Source organism: Nocardia aegles (assembly GCF_052545135.1).
Genome location: NZ_JBQWRI010000002.1, coordinates 1,047,915 through 1,062,420, shown reverse-complemented (window position 1 = coordinate 1,062,420; position 14,506 = coordinate 1,047,915). Strand labels below are relative to the sequence as shown.

At 60.6% G+C, this 14,506-nt stretch carries 8 protein-coding genes and 1 pseudogene; 3 read left to right on the top strand and 6 right to left on the bottom strand.

Features of this window, described 5'->3' with window-relative positions; translation table 11 throughout:
• Positions 1–154 precede the first annotated feature (154 nt).
• Positions 155–448, top strand: a pseudogene (locus tag ACT89H_RS10000) (tyrosine-type recombinase/integrase); the annotation flags it as partial.
• A gap of 240 nt (positions 449–688) precedes the next feature.
• On the opposite strand, the gene ACT89H_RS09995 reads toward ACT89H_RS10000, so the two are convergent.
• The 3 genes from ACT89H_RS09995 to ACT89H_RS09985 are packed head-to-tail and all read right to left on the bottom strand — an operon-like array spanning position 689 to position 10,374.
• A complete protein-coding gene (locus tag ACT89H_RS09995) occupies positions 689–4,075 on the bottom strand; it encodes a Swt1 family HEPN domain-containing protein (RefSeq protein ID WP_445108231.1) in 3,387 nt (1,128 codons plus the stop codon).
• A 57-nt stretch (positions 4,076–4,132) separates the two neighbouring features.
• Positions 4,133–6,877, bottom strand: coding sequence for a DUF1156 domain-containing protein (locus ACT89H_RS09990; RefSeq protein ID WP_445108230.1), 2,745 nt, complete (start codon positions 6,875–6,877; stop codon positions 4,133–4,135).
• Positions 6,874–10,374, bottom strand: a complete 3,501-nt coding sequence (locus tag ACT89H_RS09985; RefSeq protein ID WP_498049527.1) for a helicase-related protein — start codon at positions 10,372–10,374, stop codon at positions 6,874–6,876. The genes ACT89H_RS09990 and ACT89H_RS09985 overlap by 4 nt, the downstream gene beginning before the upstream one ends.
• A gap of 475 nt (positions 10,375–10,849) precedes the next feature.
• Between ACT89H_RS09985 and ACT89H_RS09980 the strand changes: the two genes are divergently transcribed.
• Positions 10,850–11,667, top strand: a protein-coding gene (locus ACT89H_RS09980) for an IS5 family transposase (RefSeq protein ID WP_445108276.1) whose coding sequence is annotated in 2 segments (ribosomal slippage) — positions 10,850–11,197 and positions 11,200–11,667 — 816 coding nt in all. Because the reading frame shifts where the segments join, the coding sequence is not laid out codon by codon here.
• Between the two features lie 519 nt (positions 11,668–12,186).
• On the opposite strand, the gene ACT89H_RS09975 is transcribed toward ACT89H_RS09980, so the two are convergent.
• A complete protein-coding gene (locus tag ACT89H_RS09975; protein ID WP_445108228.1) occupies positions 12,187–12,471 on the bottom strand; it encodes a hypothetical protein in 285 nt (94 codons plus the stop codon).
• A 113-nt stretch (positions 12,472–12,584) separates the two neighbouring features.
• On the opposite strand from ACT89H_RS09975, the gene ACT89H_RS09970 reads away from it, so the two are divergent.
• Positions 12,585–12,944, top strand: coding sequence for an amidohydrolase family protein (locus tag ACT89H_RS09970; protein WP_445108227.1), 360 nt, complete (start codon positions 12,585–12,587; stop codon positions 12,942–12,944).
• 103 nt (positions 12,945–13,047) lie between these two features.
• Here the strand turns inward: ACT89H_RS09970 and ACT89H_RS09965 are convergent, their stop codons facing one another.
• Both ACT89H_RS09965 and ACT89H_RS09960 read right to left on the bottom strand, forming a co-directional pair.
• Complete coding sequence (locus ACT89H_RS09965) at positions 13,048–13,593, bottom strand: bifunctional DNA primase/polymerase (RefSeq protein WP_445108226.1); 546 nt, start codon at positions 13,591–13,593, stop codon at positions 13,048–13,050.
• 206 nt (positions 13,594–13,799) lie between these two features.
• Positions 13,800–14,483, bottom strand: a complete 684-nt coding sequence (locus ACT89H_RS09960; protein ID WP_445108225.1) for a hypothetical protein — start codon at positions 14,481–14,483, stop codon at positions 13,800–13,802.
• Positions 14,484–14,506 lie beyond the last annotated feature (23 nt).

The following is a 14,506-nucleotide window of genomic DNA, read 5'->3' as shown; positions in this document are numbered from 1 at the left end:
GGCCGCGAGCTCGTCGGCACGGCGCAGCTTCCGCACGATGTCCTCCGCGGAATGCCGCTTACGTCCTGCCATATCCCTCAGTGTCCCTTCCAGCCCTCACCAGGGCCAACAAGGACTCTAATACCAACTGGTCTTACTCAATGGGAACAGGCCATTCCCGTCCGCCGTATGGACGCTGCGCGACCCGCAGAATGTCGGTCACGCGTGGCAGCGCGTCCGTGAAGCCCTTGGCTTCGATGAGGACATCACCCCGCACAGCTTCCGCCACGCCGTCGCCACGATCCTCGATGATGCTGGCCTATCTGCCCGAGTTACCGCTGACGTCCTCGGCCAGATCGATGTCACGATGGCGCAGAAGTACTACATGGCACGAGGCCGACCGCACCGCAACGCCGCCGCTGTCCTACAACGTGCCATCGAGGGCGGGCCAGACGAGTCCGTCAGGTGACGACTGACGATTCGACACCGGTCACATCGGGCCGGTTGTGGTTGGCCCTCAGTAGTCCCCGGTTGCCCGCGGTCCTCATCTTTCTCACGGGTACGTCGGAGGAGAAAGGGCACCACTGGTGACCTGCCCTAGCTAGGGCGGGTCACCAGTGTCTTGGCCCGACTCATAAAGGAGGCGCTTCCACCGGCTTCCTCGCAGGCCAAGGAGCCATCCACACGACTCATGGTCGAACAGCGACCGCTATCGGTCCTCGAATTTCCCTTCGACTCGAAGGTGCCCAAGATTCTCCAGCACCTTCATTACAGTGTCCTCGGAGAATCCGTCTGTTCGCGTCGCAGTGATCTGCACCTCCACATCAAGGTCCACGCCTTCGGGCGCGGACAATAGCGCCAGCAGGTCTTTGGCGAGATTGTTCAGATCGCGGGAATAGCGTTCAGGGTTCACCTGCAACGAGCCCCAAAACCTGGTATTGCGAACAAGCGGCTGGCTGACGGCCCGCTCTGTTGCTCCACCCGAGCTGGAATCCGAAGCAGCTTCAGTGTGACCAGTCTGCTGACGCGGCCCCGCGTGGTCGCCTGATTCGGCCGTTGATTCCAGCTCGTCATCAACCTTGTCACGCTCCCGTTGAGCGTACGCACGTCCGAGCTGGACAAGCACGCTGCTGTCGGTCAACTGAGTCAGGAACTCCCCCGAGCCTGGCAGGACCAACTCGATGTAGCGGTTGTCCGCGTCGTCATATCCAGCGGCGACCGCAAAGCCTTCCACACCCCCAGTCAATTCCTCGAATACTCCAAAGATTCCTTCTTCAAGAACCTTTCGACTCCTCAGACGACTCAGGTATGGGTACCGGCAGTAGTACTGCCACAACTCACCCAACGAGATGTGGCCCGACTCCCATACTTTGGAAAGTTTTTTGTCGAGATCGTGTCGAATCAGCCGCGCTCCCTGCACCACGCGGAGTTTGTCGAGATTGCGAAGCTTCGTTCCGACGCGGTCCGGGATTACATCGCCTTCATCATCCAAAGTGACTGCACGCAATCCAACTCGACCGGTTTTCTCGTCCCAGACCGGATAGATAGCGGTGTTATAAGCCTGGGTCAAGCGGAGCCAGACCGTGTCATCGGCGGTCTTACGACGCTTCCGTGCCATCGACGCCTGGTCCGGCACTAGGGGCAAGTCACCATCATTGACGATGGATTCCCACGCCAGGTATTCGCGGGTCGCATCCATCAAGTAGCCCAGCAGTTCGCGATCGGCAGCCGCAAAGACCAGCATGTTTTGGTTCATTCGCGGCGCATCACCGCGTGCCTCAAGTGTCTGCGTGGCGTATTCAAGCGCGGGGTTGACTTGGTTCTGCGCCGAGAAATGATACCGCGGATGAATTATCGCAAGGGCAACTTCAACTGTTTCGGAGACGTCACCCGATTCCGAACCCGGGAAGACCCGCCCAAACAATCCTCTATGCTTACCCGCAGAATCACGTTCTTTCAACCTGCGGACTATTTCCACATAGACGTCCTCAGGGTGGCTGCGATACTCCTCCGCACGATCACGGGCAAGACGATTGACCGATTGTTGGGTGTCGTACCAGTATGAACTTCCATCGACGTAGAAGTAGAGCGCCTGCTCGCTCAGGAGGTGGATAGCTGAGGCGAAGTTCCCAACAACGTCCCCCGGCAAAGCGGTGCCAAGCCAGATTCGCTTCCGCTCAACACCTTTCTGCTGAGCACCGCTCCGAGCCGCCGAGGCAAGGAATGCCGAGCGGGCGAGCCGACGCGTGATGTGGCGTTGAGAAAATATCGCACGACTCTTGTCGACACGCTCGGGGGTGGAGTTCGGCGAGTCGACATCGGCCTCGATGACAGCTTTCCACGAATCCGACAGGTAGTGCGTGATCTCACCGAGCACCCACTCGTCTCCCAGCGGCAGCGATCCAGGCATGATCAGCGGAGCAGGATCTTCTGCCTGCCACAGCCGATAGATTACCGCGCTCATCAAGCGCAGAACGCCGCGGGTCTTCTGGAAGCGCTCTAGGGTCGACCAATCCTCGTAGAGGCGGTGGAACAACTCGGGGTGAATCGGGTAGGCGCCTTTGATCTCGTCCTCATACTTGGGCTCCAACACCGTGTTAGGGAACTCGGCACCATGCTCTCGATAGAACTTCACCAGAGCTTTTGCGATGAAGTCCCGCTCCTTTGTCGCATGCGCAGTTGGTTCTTCGAACAATCGACGTCGGACGATCTCGAACGATTCATCTGGAGTGGCTGGACGCCAATGTTTTCCCAACCGGCCGACCACGTTCTGCAGTCGTTCCAGTACTTCTTGACCGCGGACTCCCCCAACCTCCGCCTCGTTGCCTCTTGTTGTACGGTCCTTGGGGTCGTGAGAGGCCGGAACCGAGACGATTAGCATGATGCCGGGGATTGCTTTGGCCAGCTCGGTAAGTGTTTGAGCAAAGGTGAACTGGCCTTCGAAGTTGCCACCGGGAAGATCGTCCCTGCCGTGGAGCAGCCGCGCGTAGGCCACCCACTCATCGATCAGGATCACACACGGGGCATAGGTCTCAAGCAACTGCCGGAGAGAGGCTCCGGAAGGCACTCTGTTCAGGTCCGATTCCGCAACAATGTCGTAGGCAGCCTGCCCACCGAGTTGCCAGGCGAGCTCACCCCAAAGAGTGTTGATTCCTGGCCGGCCACCTTCACGAGAAGGCTTGGCCGTCTCGATATGGTTGCCGACGATGGCAACCCGACGCACTCCCTGGACGAGTGGGGTCCCTCCGAGCATGTCCTGAACAGGCTGGGGAAAGTCATCCGCACTGTAGCCCGGAGAGTATAGGTGCCATACTGCAAGCATCGAATGGGTCTTGCCACCACCAAAGTTAGTCTGGAGGTTGAAGACCGGCTCAGCATTGCCGTCATTCGCAATCCGTCGCGCGGTATTGGACAACAACTCACGCAGACCATCTGTCAGATACGTGCGCTGAAAGAACTGAACCGGGTCGGAATACTCCAGGCTGCTCGTCTTGCCGTTGGCGACATGATACAGATCAGCAGCGAACTCGGCCTGGGCGTACTTGCCAGTCCGGACATCCTCGTGGGGGATCATCACATCACGCCAGCTGCCCAGCCTCTCGGCAGCAACCGTGATCGACGCCGCAGCGCTAGCGCTCTTGCGCGCACGATCTAGAGCTCGCTTGTTATCAACCTGCGCCGTATGTTCCTCACGCTGCTCACGAGCCTGGTCAGACAGCGCCACCTCACCTACTGCTCTGAGCAGACGCTCGATAGTATCCAGAATCCGGTAGGCGTCGTCGTAAGTGATCTTTCCATTGTGTGCCCAGACGTTACGAGCCTCGCGCAGCTCGCTTGCATACCGCTGACCACTGTGCCCAATCAAGTCATGGAAGACATTTCTATAGTCTGTGATGACCTTGAGCTGCAGCTGGGGATCCTGCTTGGACAGCTTTGTTCCACCGCTACGTTTGGCAGATTCTTTCGCAGCGACGAGATCCAGCCAATCTTTGCCTTGCGGGGCAGCTTCCTGCATTAGCCGATCTACGACCGGTTCCAGCCCCTCAGCGAGGATCTCAAATCCCTTGCCCACCCGCTGGGCGTTTGACAACGCCATCCTTGTACCTATCCCCTCGAGCCCAGGAGGCCACCCCAACCGGCAGCCCGTCAGTCATCAATCCTCGACCTCCTCAATGAAGGAGAAGAGGTCGGCTTCCTCCTCCGAACCGTACTCGACCGGTCTGACAGTCTGTGCGGCACTGATGATGTCGGGCCAGGCCGTACCCAACTCGTTGAACATTGCGGCAGTTCTCTGATGCTTCCTATCTGCAATCTTGAACAGACGATGGACCAGTCGGTTCACGCGGTCGAAGCTGACCGCAGCATCTGGCCGGCTACGGACTTCGGCAACCAATCGTGCAGCCCCGTCGATGCCATGTTCCTTATACCTCTTCGCCAGGTGCATCGCGACCTCCCAATGGGAGATCCGATGATCCTTGAGGCGAACATAATTCGCGGGAATGTCGTCGACATCGAGCAGGCCGACAGTCGATCGAGGAGTGTTGCTCACAACGCCAGCTTCGACAAGGTCACGGATCGCGGTTCCGGTCTGTCGGAGAACGACATCCGCATCTCCGTACGCACCGCGTTCGAAACCGAACTGGCGGAACCACTTCAGCGAAAATCTCGTCGCGGCGTCGAACTCTGCCTCCTCACCGTCGATAATTGACGTTGCAGTCTTGTCGATCTCAACCAACGCGTCTCGAACCGACATCGACTGTCCGTCTGGCTGGAGCACTTCTTTGTAGCTTGACAGAATTCTCATACCAGGACCGATTGCAGCTTGTCCCATGTCAAGAGGGGACACGCCACCTTTTCGCAGCGCTTCGATCGCGTCAGGCAACTCTTCCTGCAGGCGTGACAGAAAAGTAGACTTGTCCGCAATTTCGTCCCCGTTCCTCGGCCGGCAGATAAGGATAATGTAGGACGCGAGGGCATTTGCCCCCTGACTCACCTGTCTGGTGCTCATGGTGGAGTCGATCGGCATCGTTCCGACGATACCGAGACCCGACGCTAAAACAGCTTGAAGGAGCGAGACCCACGCTGACGAGACCGCACCAGTTCCTTCAGAATCATCTTGTTTGGCGGCGTACGCAACAACGATAGGCAGATCCGCTCGGGAAGCCTTCTGCAACGAGGTGAACACCTCTGTGAATCCGTCGATAAAGTACTGCTGAGCTTTGTCTTTGCTGCCATCGTGGCGAGCTGGATTCGCCACCAACTCGACAGCCTTCGGTGTGGCGATGGTTCCGAATAGATCAGGGTGAATTCCGCGAAGTGCACGCCGCAGCCAGAGGTAGAAGTAGTCGCTCAGATCTGCGTAGTTAATTTGACCAAAATATGGTGGGTCCGTGACAATCAGCGCCGTACCAGGGTCGACCAAATCACCTGCACGGCGGGCATCAATCTGCGCGACTCTTCCTAGCATTCCCGCCGACGGCAATGAACGCAGCACCCCGATTACAGAGTTAACCTGCGCATTCCAGCTTCCGACGGATTCACCAAAGGGATACGCCTCGGCAAAATCCCACAGCATTGGCATCGCCTGGGTACCGAATCCCGGCTCCGGTTTCGACGGACCTAGACGCGTCCTCCATCGCACAAGGCTGGAGTTCGCCTGCGCCATCTTGCTCACGCAGATCCCCAGCACCGTGGCCACAGTGCGCGCGTACTCGTCGCTGCCTCCGTCATCCACAATCCGATCGCACAAGCCAGCGATCTCGTCAGAAAACGCCGCCAATACGGCCAACTGCCGAGGCGTATAGAGATCAATGTGACGATGCAGACCGTACAGCCCGGTTCGGAAATCCCTCGTATTACTGCCGATCTCGATCTCATCCAGATCGTCCGGGAGTTCGATTTCGAAAGATTGCTGATCGCCGGCCGACTCCGGACTGACGAAGGTCCGCCCGCTGGCGGTATCCATACAGTAGGCAATCATCTGGAGGCCAAGCCTCCCAGATTGCCCCAAGACTCGCAACTCCCGTTCCCCCAGTGTCGATGAGCATTTCGGGCAGGAGAATTGCGCCCGCCCGCTACCTTTGGTGGCAGTCGCTGGGCCACCCTTGCCCGGGTGGACGACAAAGCGCACCGTGTCGCCCTCGACTACGGGCTCGACCGTAGCTTCTCTCCCTTTTTGCTTGCTGAGCCAGGCTGACCCGAAGAGTGGAATTTCGATGGAGCACATTGGGTTTGGGCAAGGCGCGGTTCGGGCCCATAGCCAAGCAACTGGTTCGCCGCCGGCAGGAAGCACATAGTAGTGCCCAACCTTCTCGCGAACGTTTTCAAGCACGACCGATGCATAGTGGCGAAGGTCGTCGGAAAAGCCGTCGTAGGCTACATCCTGAGTGCGCCCCGATTCGTTGTCGCTCGATACGGCGGTAGTTCTTGCAACTGAGGGCAGCAGCTCACCTAATGTTCGGGTGACGAGAGCGGCCACAGGATTCAGGTCGGAGCTGACTGCTGGCAAACCGAGACGAAGCGCTTCGACAATTGTGGAGCCGCCCCCAGCGAACGGATCAATTACTGTGGGTAGCTCGTCGTTCGACGCCGCAATGTACGCCCGAGCCTTCCGGAGTATGGCGTCAGTGGGCGCGGTTCCGTCCGCGGGGACGAGTTGCTTGACAAACTCTATGAGCGCGTCTCGATCGGGACCGGGGCCGGGATCATCGACAAGGGAAGCGAAGATGAGGGCCCGGAGCGCAGGCGTAGGCATCGGTGCGAACCATTTGTGAAGATTCTTGATCGTGCCGACCTTGCGGTCCTTGTAGGCGATGCTTGCACGGCTGATCTGAGTCAGCGGCAGAGTGACCTCGATCAGCTTGGGCCGGTACTCACCGTCAGTTGTTGCCGGGTTCATACCGGAGGCCCTCCTCGCATCCACGTCTTCTTCCAGTTGCCACCGAGCTCGGTCGCGTCGAACCTGCCGAAATCTACATGCTGGAACGGGTCGGTGATGTAGCGGACCTCGTCGTACTCAGGTCCATCAGGGTGCACGCTCACCAATGCCAGCCTGAAGTTCTGTCCAGAGTTCTTGCCTGTCAGCACCTCGGTCCTGGTCACATGGAAGTCCGCGGCACCGTGGATCCGCCCTTTGACCTCGATAAACACCCAGTGGTCATCGACAGTACGCGATTGGATATCGTAACCCGGGTGGTTGTGCGCCATCTCCTCAGGGATGCGTCCGAGCTTGCGTTCCTCCTGAAGTACGCGATCGACCGCGCGTCGTTCGACCTCCTCGGTCGACTTCGCGTATGCCTCCGGAGGATCGTGACGCAGGCCAGCGAGGCGATCGAGCAAACCCTGCGGGATCACCAGAGCGGCTCCACCGACGCGTGGTGGACGGACATGCAGTCTGGTGTCACGGTCGAGCTCGGCCATGCGCCGTTCGAGTCGCTGCTCAAGGTTGCGCGCCTGACGGTCGGCAAATTCCGACCTCATCTTCACGGACTTGCCTGATTGTTCGGCATCGAGGAGGTCGACATGCCGGGAGTCCCAGTAGTTGATCTCCTGGAGCAACCGTTGACGTACAAGTCTGCGAGTGCGTTCAGTCTCTTTCTCGACCCGCTTTCGAATATCAGCGATGTGGTTGCTCAGCCCGTGTTGCACCGCCCAGCCGATCGCGAGATCCTCGACGCCGTTCGCCAACCACGCTTCGTCTCGGACTGCCCGAACCAAGTCCCGCTCTTCCTCGTTTGCGGGCGCATAGTCGAGATATGGCGCCGATCCAGCCATTCTGGTTTCTTCTGGTCCAATTTCAACGAAGTCAAATCGTTTACTGATCGTCCTCGGAGGAACCTGACCGTCTGCAATTTCTTGCGTAACAGCGACGAGCAAGCGAGGTCGCTCTCCGACATCTCGACGGTTAACCAAGATGGCACCACTCTTGAGCTGCGAACCGTACCTCTCAACAACGAGCGCCAATACTGCATCAAGTAGCGGGTGTCCCGGCGCAAGAAGAGCTGCGTGAGGTGCACCAGCGTGCCGAACCAACGGCTGGTCGAAGGTGATGCGCTCGTATCGGTGAACTATCGGCGCACTGATCTTGACTAGACGTTCAAAGTGGCGAAGGTCAGCGGGAACATGTGTGATCTCGTAGCGTCCGGGCTCCCGCTCTGAGATACGACCTCCGAGCAGCTTGAAAGCAGCAAGGAAGAACGCCTTGATGTAGTGCGGCTGGAGCCTCCGGGCTTTAGCTTCTTCCATCCGCAGTCGCCACTCGGCCACATCGGCATCAGCAAGCTTTTGGTGGGCGAGCGCACGCTCCGCAAGGAGCTTGTCAAGTCCTTCACCCACCGATGCGTCTATCACTTCGTTCAGGCGGCTGCGAACTTCTGGGCGATCTCCGTATTGAACAGCTTCCATCAATAACGTACGGAGTGGCCGGTCCTGGAATGCTTCGCCAAGTACGTCGAATACCTTGCCCTTATAGGCTTTACGCTGTTCATCAATCTTTCCCAGCAGCCGAAGAAAGACGGCTCCCTCTCTGGTGTCCTCGGCGACGAGGTTCCAAAGATGGCACACCTCAGTCTGCCCAATGCGGTGAACTCGACCGAAACGCTGTTCGATGCGGTTCGGGTTCCACGGCAGATCATAGTTGACCATCAGGTTGGCCCGCTGCAAGTTCAGACCTTCGCCGGCAGCATCTGTCGCGATCAGGATGCGACATTCAACGTCTTGGGTGAATAGCTCCTTAATTTTACGGCGGTTTTCCCGCGATACTCCACCATGAATGGTTACGACGGCTTCTTCCTTGCCGAGCAGGCCGCAGATTCGGTCTCGAAGATATTCCAGGGTGTCCTTGTGCTCAGTAAAGATTATCAGCTTTCGGGGACTGCCGTCCGTGTCTCGTATCATCGGTTCGCTGAGCATCAGTTCGCGTAGTTCAGACCACTTTTTGTCTGTACCGCTGTGGCGCACATGACGAGCAACAGCTACGAGATCCGAGAGGATGACCAGTTCCTTGTCCAATTCTGCCAGTGTCTGAGCAGCGGTGGCAGCGTCAACAACGTCATTCTCAAGCTCCTCGAGTTCTGAGCTTGGAATCTCATCTAATGCTTCGTAAGGGTCGGCGTCGATACCAATTCGTGTGGCGATGTCGTGAATAGCGCTCTGCGATGTAGCCCTGTTTGCCACCATCTCCTGACGGAGCAGACGAAGCCGCTTCTGCCGACGCACCAGCGACTGCAGTATCGCTTCGGGACTCGATGCAAGACGCCTCTGAAGGACAGTGAGCGCGAAGCCGACGGTATTGCCCCGCTTGCCATCCGCCATTGCCTGCGCCTTGCCCATCTGATCGCGAACATACGCGGTCACCACTTCATACAGCTCACGCTCTGAATCCGAGAGGGGGTACGGCACTGTATACGCGCGACGCTCAGGGAACAGCGGCCTTCCTTCAAAGGTCAGCAAGTCTTCTTTCACCATTCGGCGCATTAGTCCGTCGGTGTCGGTTGAGCTGACTCCTTCGCGATACTTTCCCTCGAACCGATCTGAATCGAGCAACCCCATAAACAGCTGGAAACTTGGTTCACTACCAGCATGGGGAGTTGCTGTCATCAGCAGAAAGTGTCGAGTTTGTTTGCCGAGAATCTCCCCAAGCTGGTAGCGCATCGTCTTCTTTAGTTCGTCCCCGAAGTAGCTTGCCGACATGCGGTGAGCTTCATCGACCACAACCAGATCCCATTCCGATCGTTTGAGTTGCTGTTGCAGCTCCTCTGACCGCGCGAGCTGGTCCATCCGGGCGATGAGAAACGGGTGTTCCTCGAAAACCGACCCGTCCAATTTCGAGTGGATCAAATCGCGAGTAAGCAGGTCGAAGCGAAGGCCGAACTTATCGAGAAGCTCCTCCTGCCACTGGTCGACCAAGCCTCCAGGCGCAACGATCAAACACCGCTCCAGGTCTCCACGGAGCTTGAGCTCCTTGATGTAGAGGCCAGCCATGATCGTCTTCCCAGCGCCCGGATCGTCTGCCAGTACGAATCGGAGCGGGCTGCGGTCGAGGAGCTCGCCGTAGACAGCTTGGATCTGGTGAGGAAGAGGCTCCAAGTCACTGGTTGTCACGGCCAGCATCGGATCGAAGCTAGCAGCCATACGAATCCGCAGCGCTTCGGCAGCGAGTTTGAACAGTGCGCCGTCACCATCGAAGCTGTAGGCAGGTGATTGCGCGCCGACACTCAGTCGTGCTTCATGATCGCGATACACAAGTTGATCAGCAACGGCGCCGTCGTCGTGTCTGTAGGTCAGCATCACGGCACCCTCGCCGTACCATTTGGCGGCCACTACGGTCACCACGGTGTCCGCCGCTAGGCCAATGACGACCGCCCCCGGAGTCAGGTCCTCCAACCTCGCCGCCATGCTCTGCCTCCCAGCTTCTTACGACCACAGCTCCAGGCCGCCTACAGCAACCTACCGGAGCCGTACGACAGCACCGGCTAGCTGGCGAATCTGACTGTTCGTCGGATTGTTGGTTGCCGTCGCCAGCCGAACTCCTCGCACCACCCGCATTCGCTCGGTATCGGATAGCGCGCCGCCGCCTGGGGCTCGCGTCTTGCTCCTCGAACGCCTAGACCACTGATGGGCGACACCTGACTATCCTGGTTCAGCTGATCTCCCACCCCGTAGGCCGCAACCACCCGGTATACGCCCGCAGCCCGATTGTCCCGCAGGGCCGATTCGTGTGCGCCACGTATACACGACTGCACCGAGCACGCCGGGGTGCCTCCGGCACGAAAGCCGTCGGCTGAATTAGTGGTGACTTAGACCGCGTCTTACGTGGTTGTGATTCGGTTCTGCTGCATCCGATCCGGTTGTGCTGCATGATGTTCGACTTGTGGTCGATGAGTTGTCCAAACGCCTTGTCCCGGATGAGTTGTGGGCTCTGGCCGAGCCGCTGTTACCGGAGTTCACCCCGCGGCCGCAGGGCGGTGGTACCGCGCCGACCGATGAGCGTGCGGTGTTCGCCGCGGTGGTGTTCGTGCTGACCAGCGGCTGCGCCTGGCGGATGCTGCCGCCGTCATTCGGCGTGACCGTCCCGACCGCGCACCGCCGGTTCAGCGCATGGACCGAGGCCGGGCTCTGGCGGCGATTACACCGTGCAGTTCTGGACGAGCTGGGAAGCAAAGGCTTGATCGATTGGTCGCGTGCGGTGATCGACGCGGCGTCGGTGCGAGCGAAAAAGGGGGATCTCTGACCGGGCCGAGCCCGGTCGACCGCGGCAAATCCGGCTCGAAGATCCATGTCCTGTCCGATCGCGCGGGAATCCCTCTGTCCGTGGGGATTTCGGCCGCCAACACCAATGACGCACAAGCGTTACGCCCGCTGGTCAAAGCGATCCCAGCAGTCCGATCCCGGCGCGGCCCACGCCGGCGTAAACCCGGCAAGCTGCACGCCGACAAAGCTTACGATGCTGCTGACCTGCGGGAATGGGTGCGCGACCGAGGCATCGGTGTCCGCATCGCCCGCAAAGGCATCGAATCCTCCGACCGCCTCGGCCGCCATCGATGGGTGATCGAGCGCACGATCTCGTGGCTGACCGGCTATCACCGGCTCAACATCCGCTACGACCGCAAGGCCACGCACTATCTCGGCTTCCTCACCCTCGCTGCGGCACTGACCTGCTACAAGAAGCTCGCGAAGTCATCCACATGAGACACGGTCTTAATGGGGAAGACAGATCAGGCGGGGTTCCGAATGGCCGGTCCCCGATGAGGCGACCACCCGGTATCGGAGTCCGGGGTCGATTCGATCCAGATTCAGTTGATGCTGCAGGCCACCGGGTGGTGGCTGTGCGTGCACCGGGCAGCGTACTCGGCCGGGGTGAGATAGCCGAGCGCCGAGTGGCGGTGCCGTAGGTTGTGTCTGCGCGGCCGGCAGCGGACGACGGTGGCAGAATCACCATACGGAGTGGGGCGGGGACGGTGGATGTGTCCTGGAGGGGGACGGACGCATCCACCATCGCGCCTCGGCGCCGGGTGCAGCAGCGGGCAACAGCCCAGCGCGGGCAGCATCGGGCTTCGACCAACGGAAACCGAAAGTGACTGTCCCCCGGCGAACCCCGAACCCCTGCAGGCAGACTAGCCTCGCCACTCACCCGAACCACAGGGAAACGCCCATATCGATACGCTGCCCGTACGCCGGGGGATTCGGGGTGTCACCGCGTGTTCTGCGTCAGCCCCGGCCGGTGGTGCGGGTGGCGGCGTAGGTCAACCCGTCGGTGATGGTCCGATCGGCCTCCGCCGCGGTGAACCCGTCGACGCCGACATGGATATGCGCGGCGTCGGTGAGCACGGCGTGAGCGTGGGCGTGGTCGAGCAGTCCGGCGCCGACGAGCCGACCCAGGGAGTTGGCCGCCAACAACAGCGTGCGATGCCGCACCCCCGGGTAGGCGTTACGAACTCGGGCGCTCTGATTAACCAACGCCGCCCGCAGGTAGGCGTCGGGATGACCGACCACCGGAGCACTGTGGGGAACCGGTTGCGGCGCTAGCGGGCTCAGCAGCTCGGTCAGCCACTGCGGCAACAGGATCGGTGACTGCTTGCCGAAGCAGCCGTGATAAACCCGCCCGCTTGTACGGCGAAACGACCCTGGCGGCCGAAGCGATACGCGCGCAGATGCCGATCGCGCTCGGAGCCGACTGGCTGCCGACCTGGTCGGCCAGCTTGCTGGCCGAGATGAAGGTCGCGCAGCGTGTGTTGGCCGAACAAGGCGCACCAGTTCCTCCCGACAAGCTGGTGCAGATGGTGACCAGCGATGCCGCACACATCGCCGGTATCAACGGCAAGATCGGTGTCGTCCACGAAGGCGCATCAGCTGACATACTGGTGTTGGAACGTCACCACAACGACCCGTACGAAAATGTGCTGGCTGCGGATCCCTCTTGGGTCGATCTGGTGTGTATCGGCGGCGACATCTGTTACGCACGTTGAGATTCGAATGCTCTGAAGGCGGATTTACCTGGTGTCGAAGAAGTTATAGCGTGGGGCAAGCAAATGCTGCTCGATACTCGATTCAGTACTGACGCTGGCAACGTCAACCCATCGCTGTCCGCTGTACGAGCACAGCTGACGGCGAACTATCCGCCGGTCGGACCGATATTTGCCTAACCTCGGGTAGTCGGGATCCTGCGGCGACGACGTAGCCGCCGTGTCCGCGGCTGTCGATGCGCCAACCCAGGCGGGCGATGGTGTTGCGCAGCGCGAGTGTGCGCGGCGCACGGTAGTACAGGTGCATCCCGCCCGACGGCGTCGCCACAGCGTACGTTGGTACCGGTGCCGGCTGCCCGGACTCGGCTGCCAACCGGACCAGCACCTCTCGGCCGTTGCGCGCCGGACTCCACTGCGGCGGGGGAGCGTGGCCGTGGCCGGTGTCGAGATCCAGTACATGCACTCCGGAGGGGCCGCATGCCACCGCGACGTTGTCGGCCGGTCGCCGCCGCCACCACGCGCGAATCCGGCGGTGATCCCGGGTGGCGGCCCGGTCCCACTGTTTGATGACCGGCACCTTCGTTCCCGGATGTAGGGGGAACACATGGAAGCCACGCTCGGCGTTGTCCAGCGCCGCCCCCAGCAGGGGCAATTCTTCTGCCCGAAGGCGACCACTGTCCTGGACCGCGCCGCACACTCGTATTGCTGAGCGCAGACGCGTCCGGGATCCGGCTCGCTGCGGCGGCGGCCGATCCGGTCACACGGCACCCGGAGGTTTTTTCGCCGGAACTGAGCTCCAGCGATCTTCGGGCGTGCGTGCCGGCCCGTGGATGCGGGCGAGCACCTTATCCGAGGTCGTCACGGTCGTCGTCGCCTGTTGCCAAACAGTATCGAAAAGGCGACGTGCGCAGCCAGCAGGTCGATCGGACGGGCGGATCCGTCATCGTCGGCGGGGGCGGCGTCGCGGACTTTGCGGATTTTCAGCAGTTCGACTCCGCGCAGGTCGACACCGACGACGGGCGAGGTGGTGTCGGTGCCGGGGTCGTGGACGACGGTGTAGTCCGAGATCGCGATCCACACCTCGTACCAGGCGTCGGCGGGCTGGCCTTCGCGCGGTGCCTCCCGGGGATCCCGCTCGTTGGCCTGCCACCGGCCGCAGGCGCACGTCGGGTCGTCGCAGCGGGTGAACTTCTCGGGTGGGTGTGGGTTGTAGCGGGTCTGCCGCCCGGCCAGCATGGGGCACGCCTGGCGGGAGTAGTGCCCGCATTCGGGATGTACCCCTGGCTCCGGAGCGATCCCACGCAGGTAGTCGGCGGGCCGGATGTAGAGCACGACCCGGTCCTCCAGCGGTTGCCCACAGACCTGGCACAGCGTGCGCGACCACGTCTGGGACAGTCGTTGGTGGTCGAGTTTGCCCCACACCGGGCGGGTACGGTCGCGGTGGGCGAGGGTGATGTAAGGGACAACTAACCCCTGCGACTGCGGTGCGGGCGCCAACCGCACCGGGATCTTCGGTCGGGTCGGCGGCGTCGGGTCGGTCAAACGAAATCACCTCCAAGCGGCTG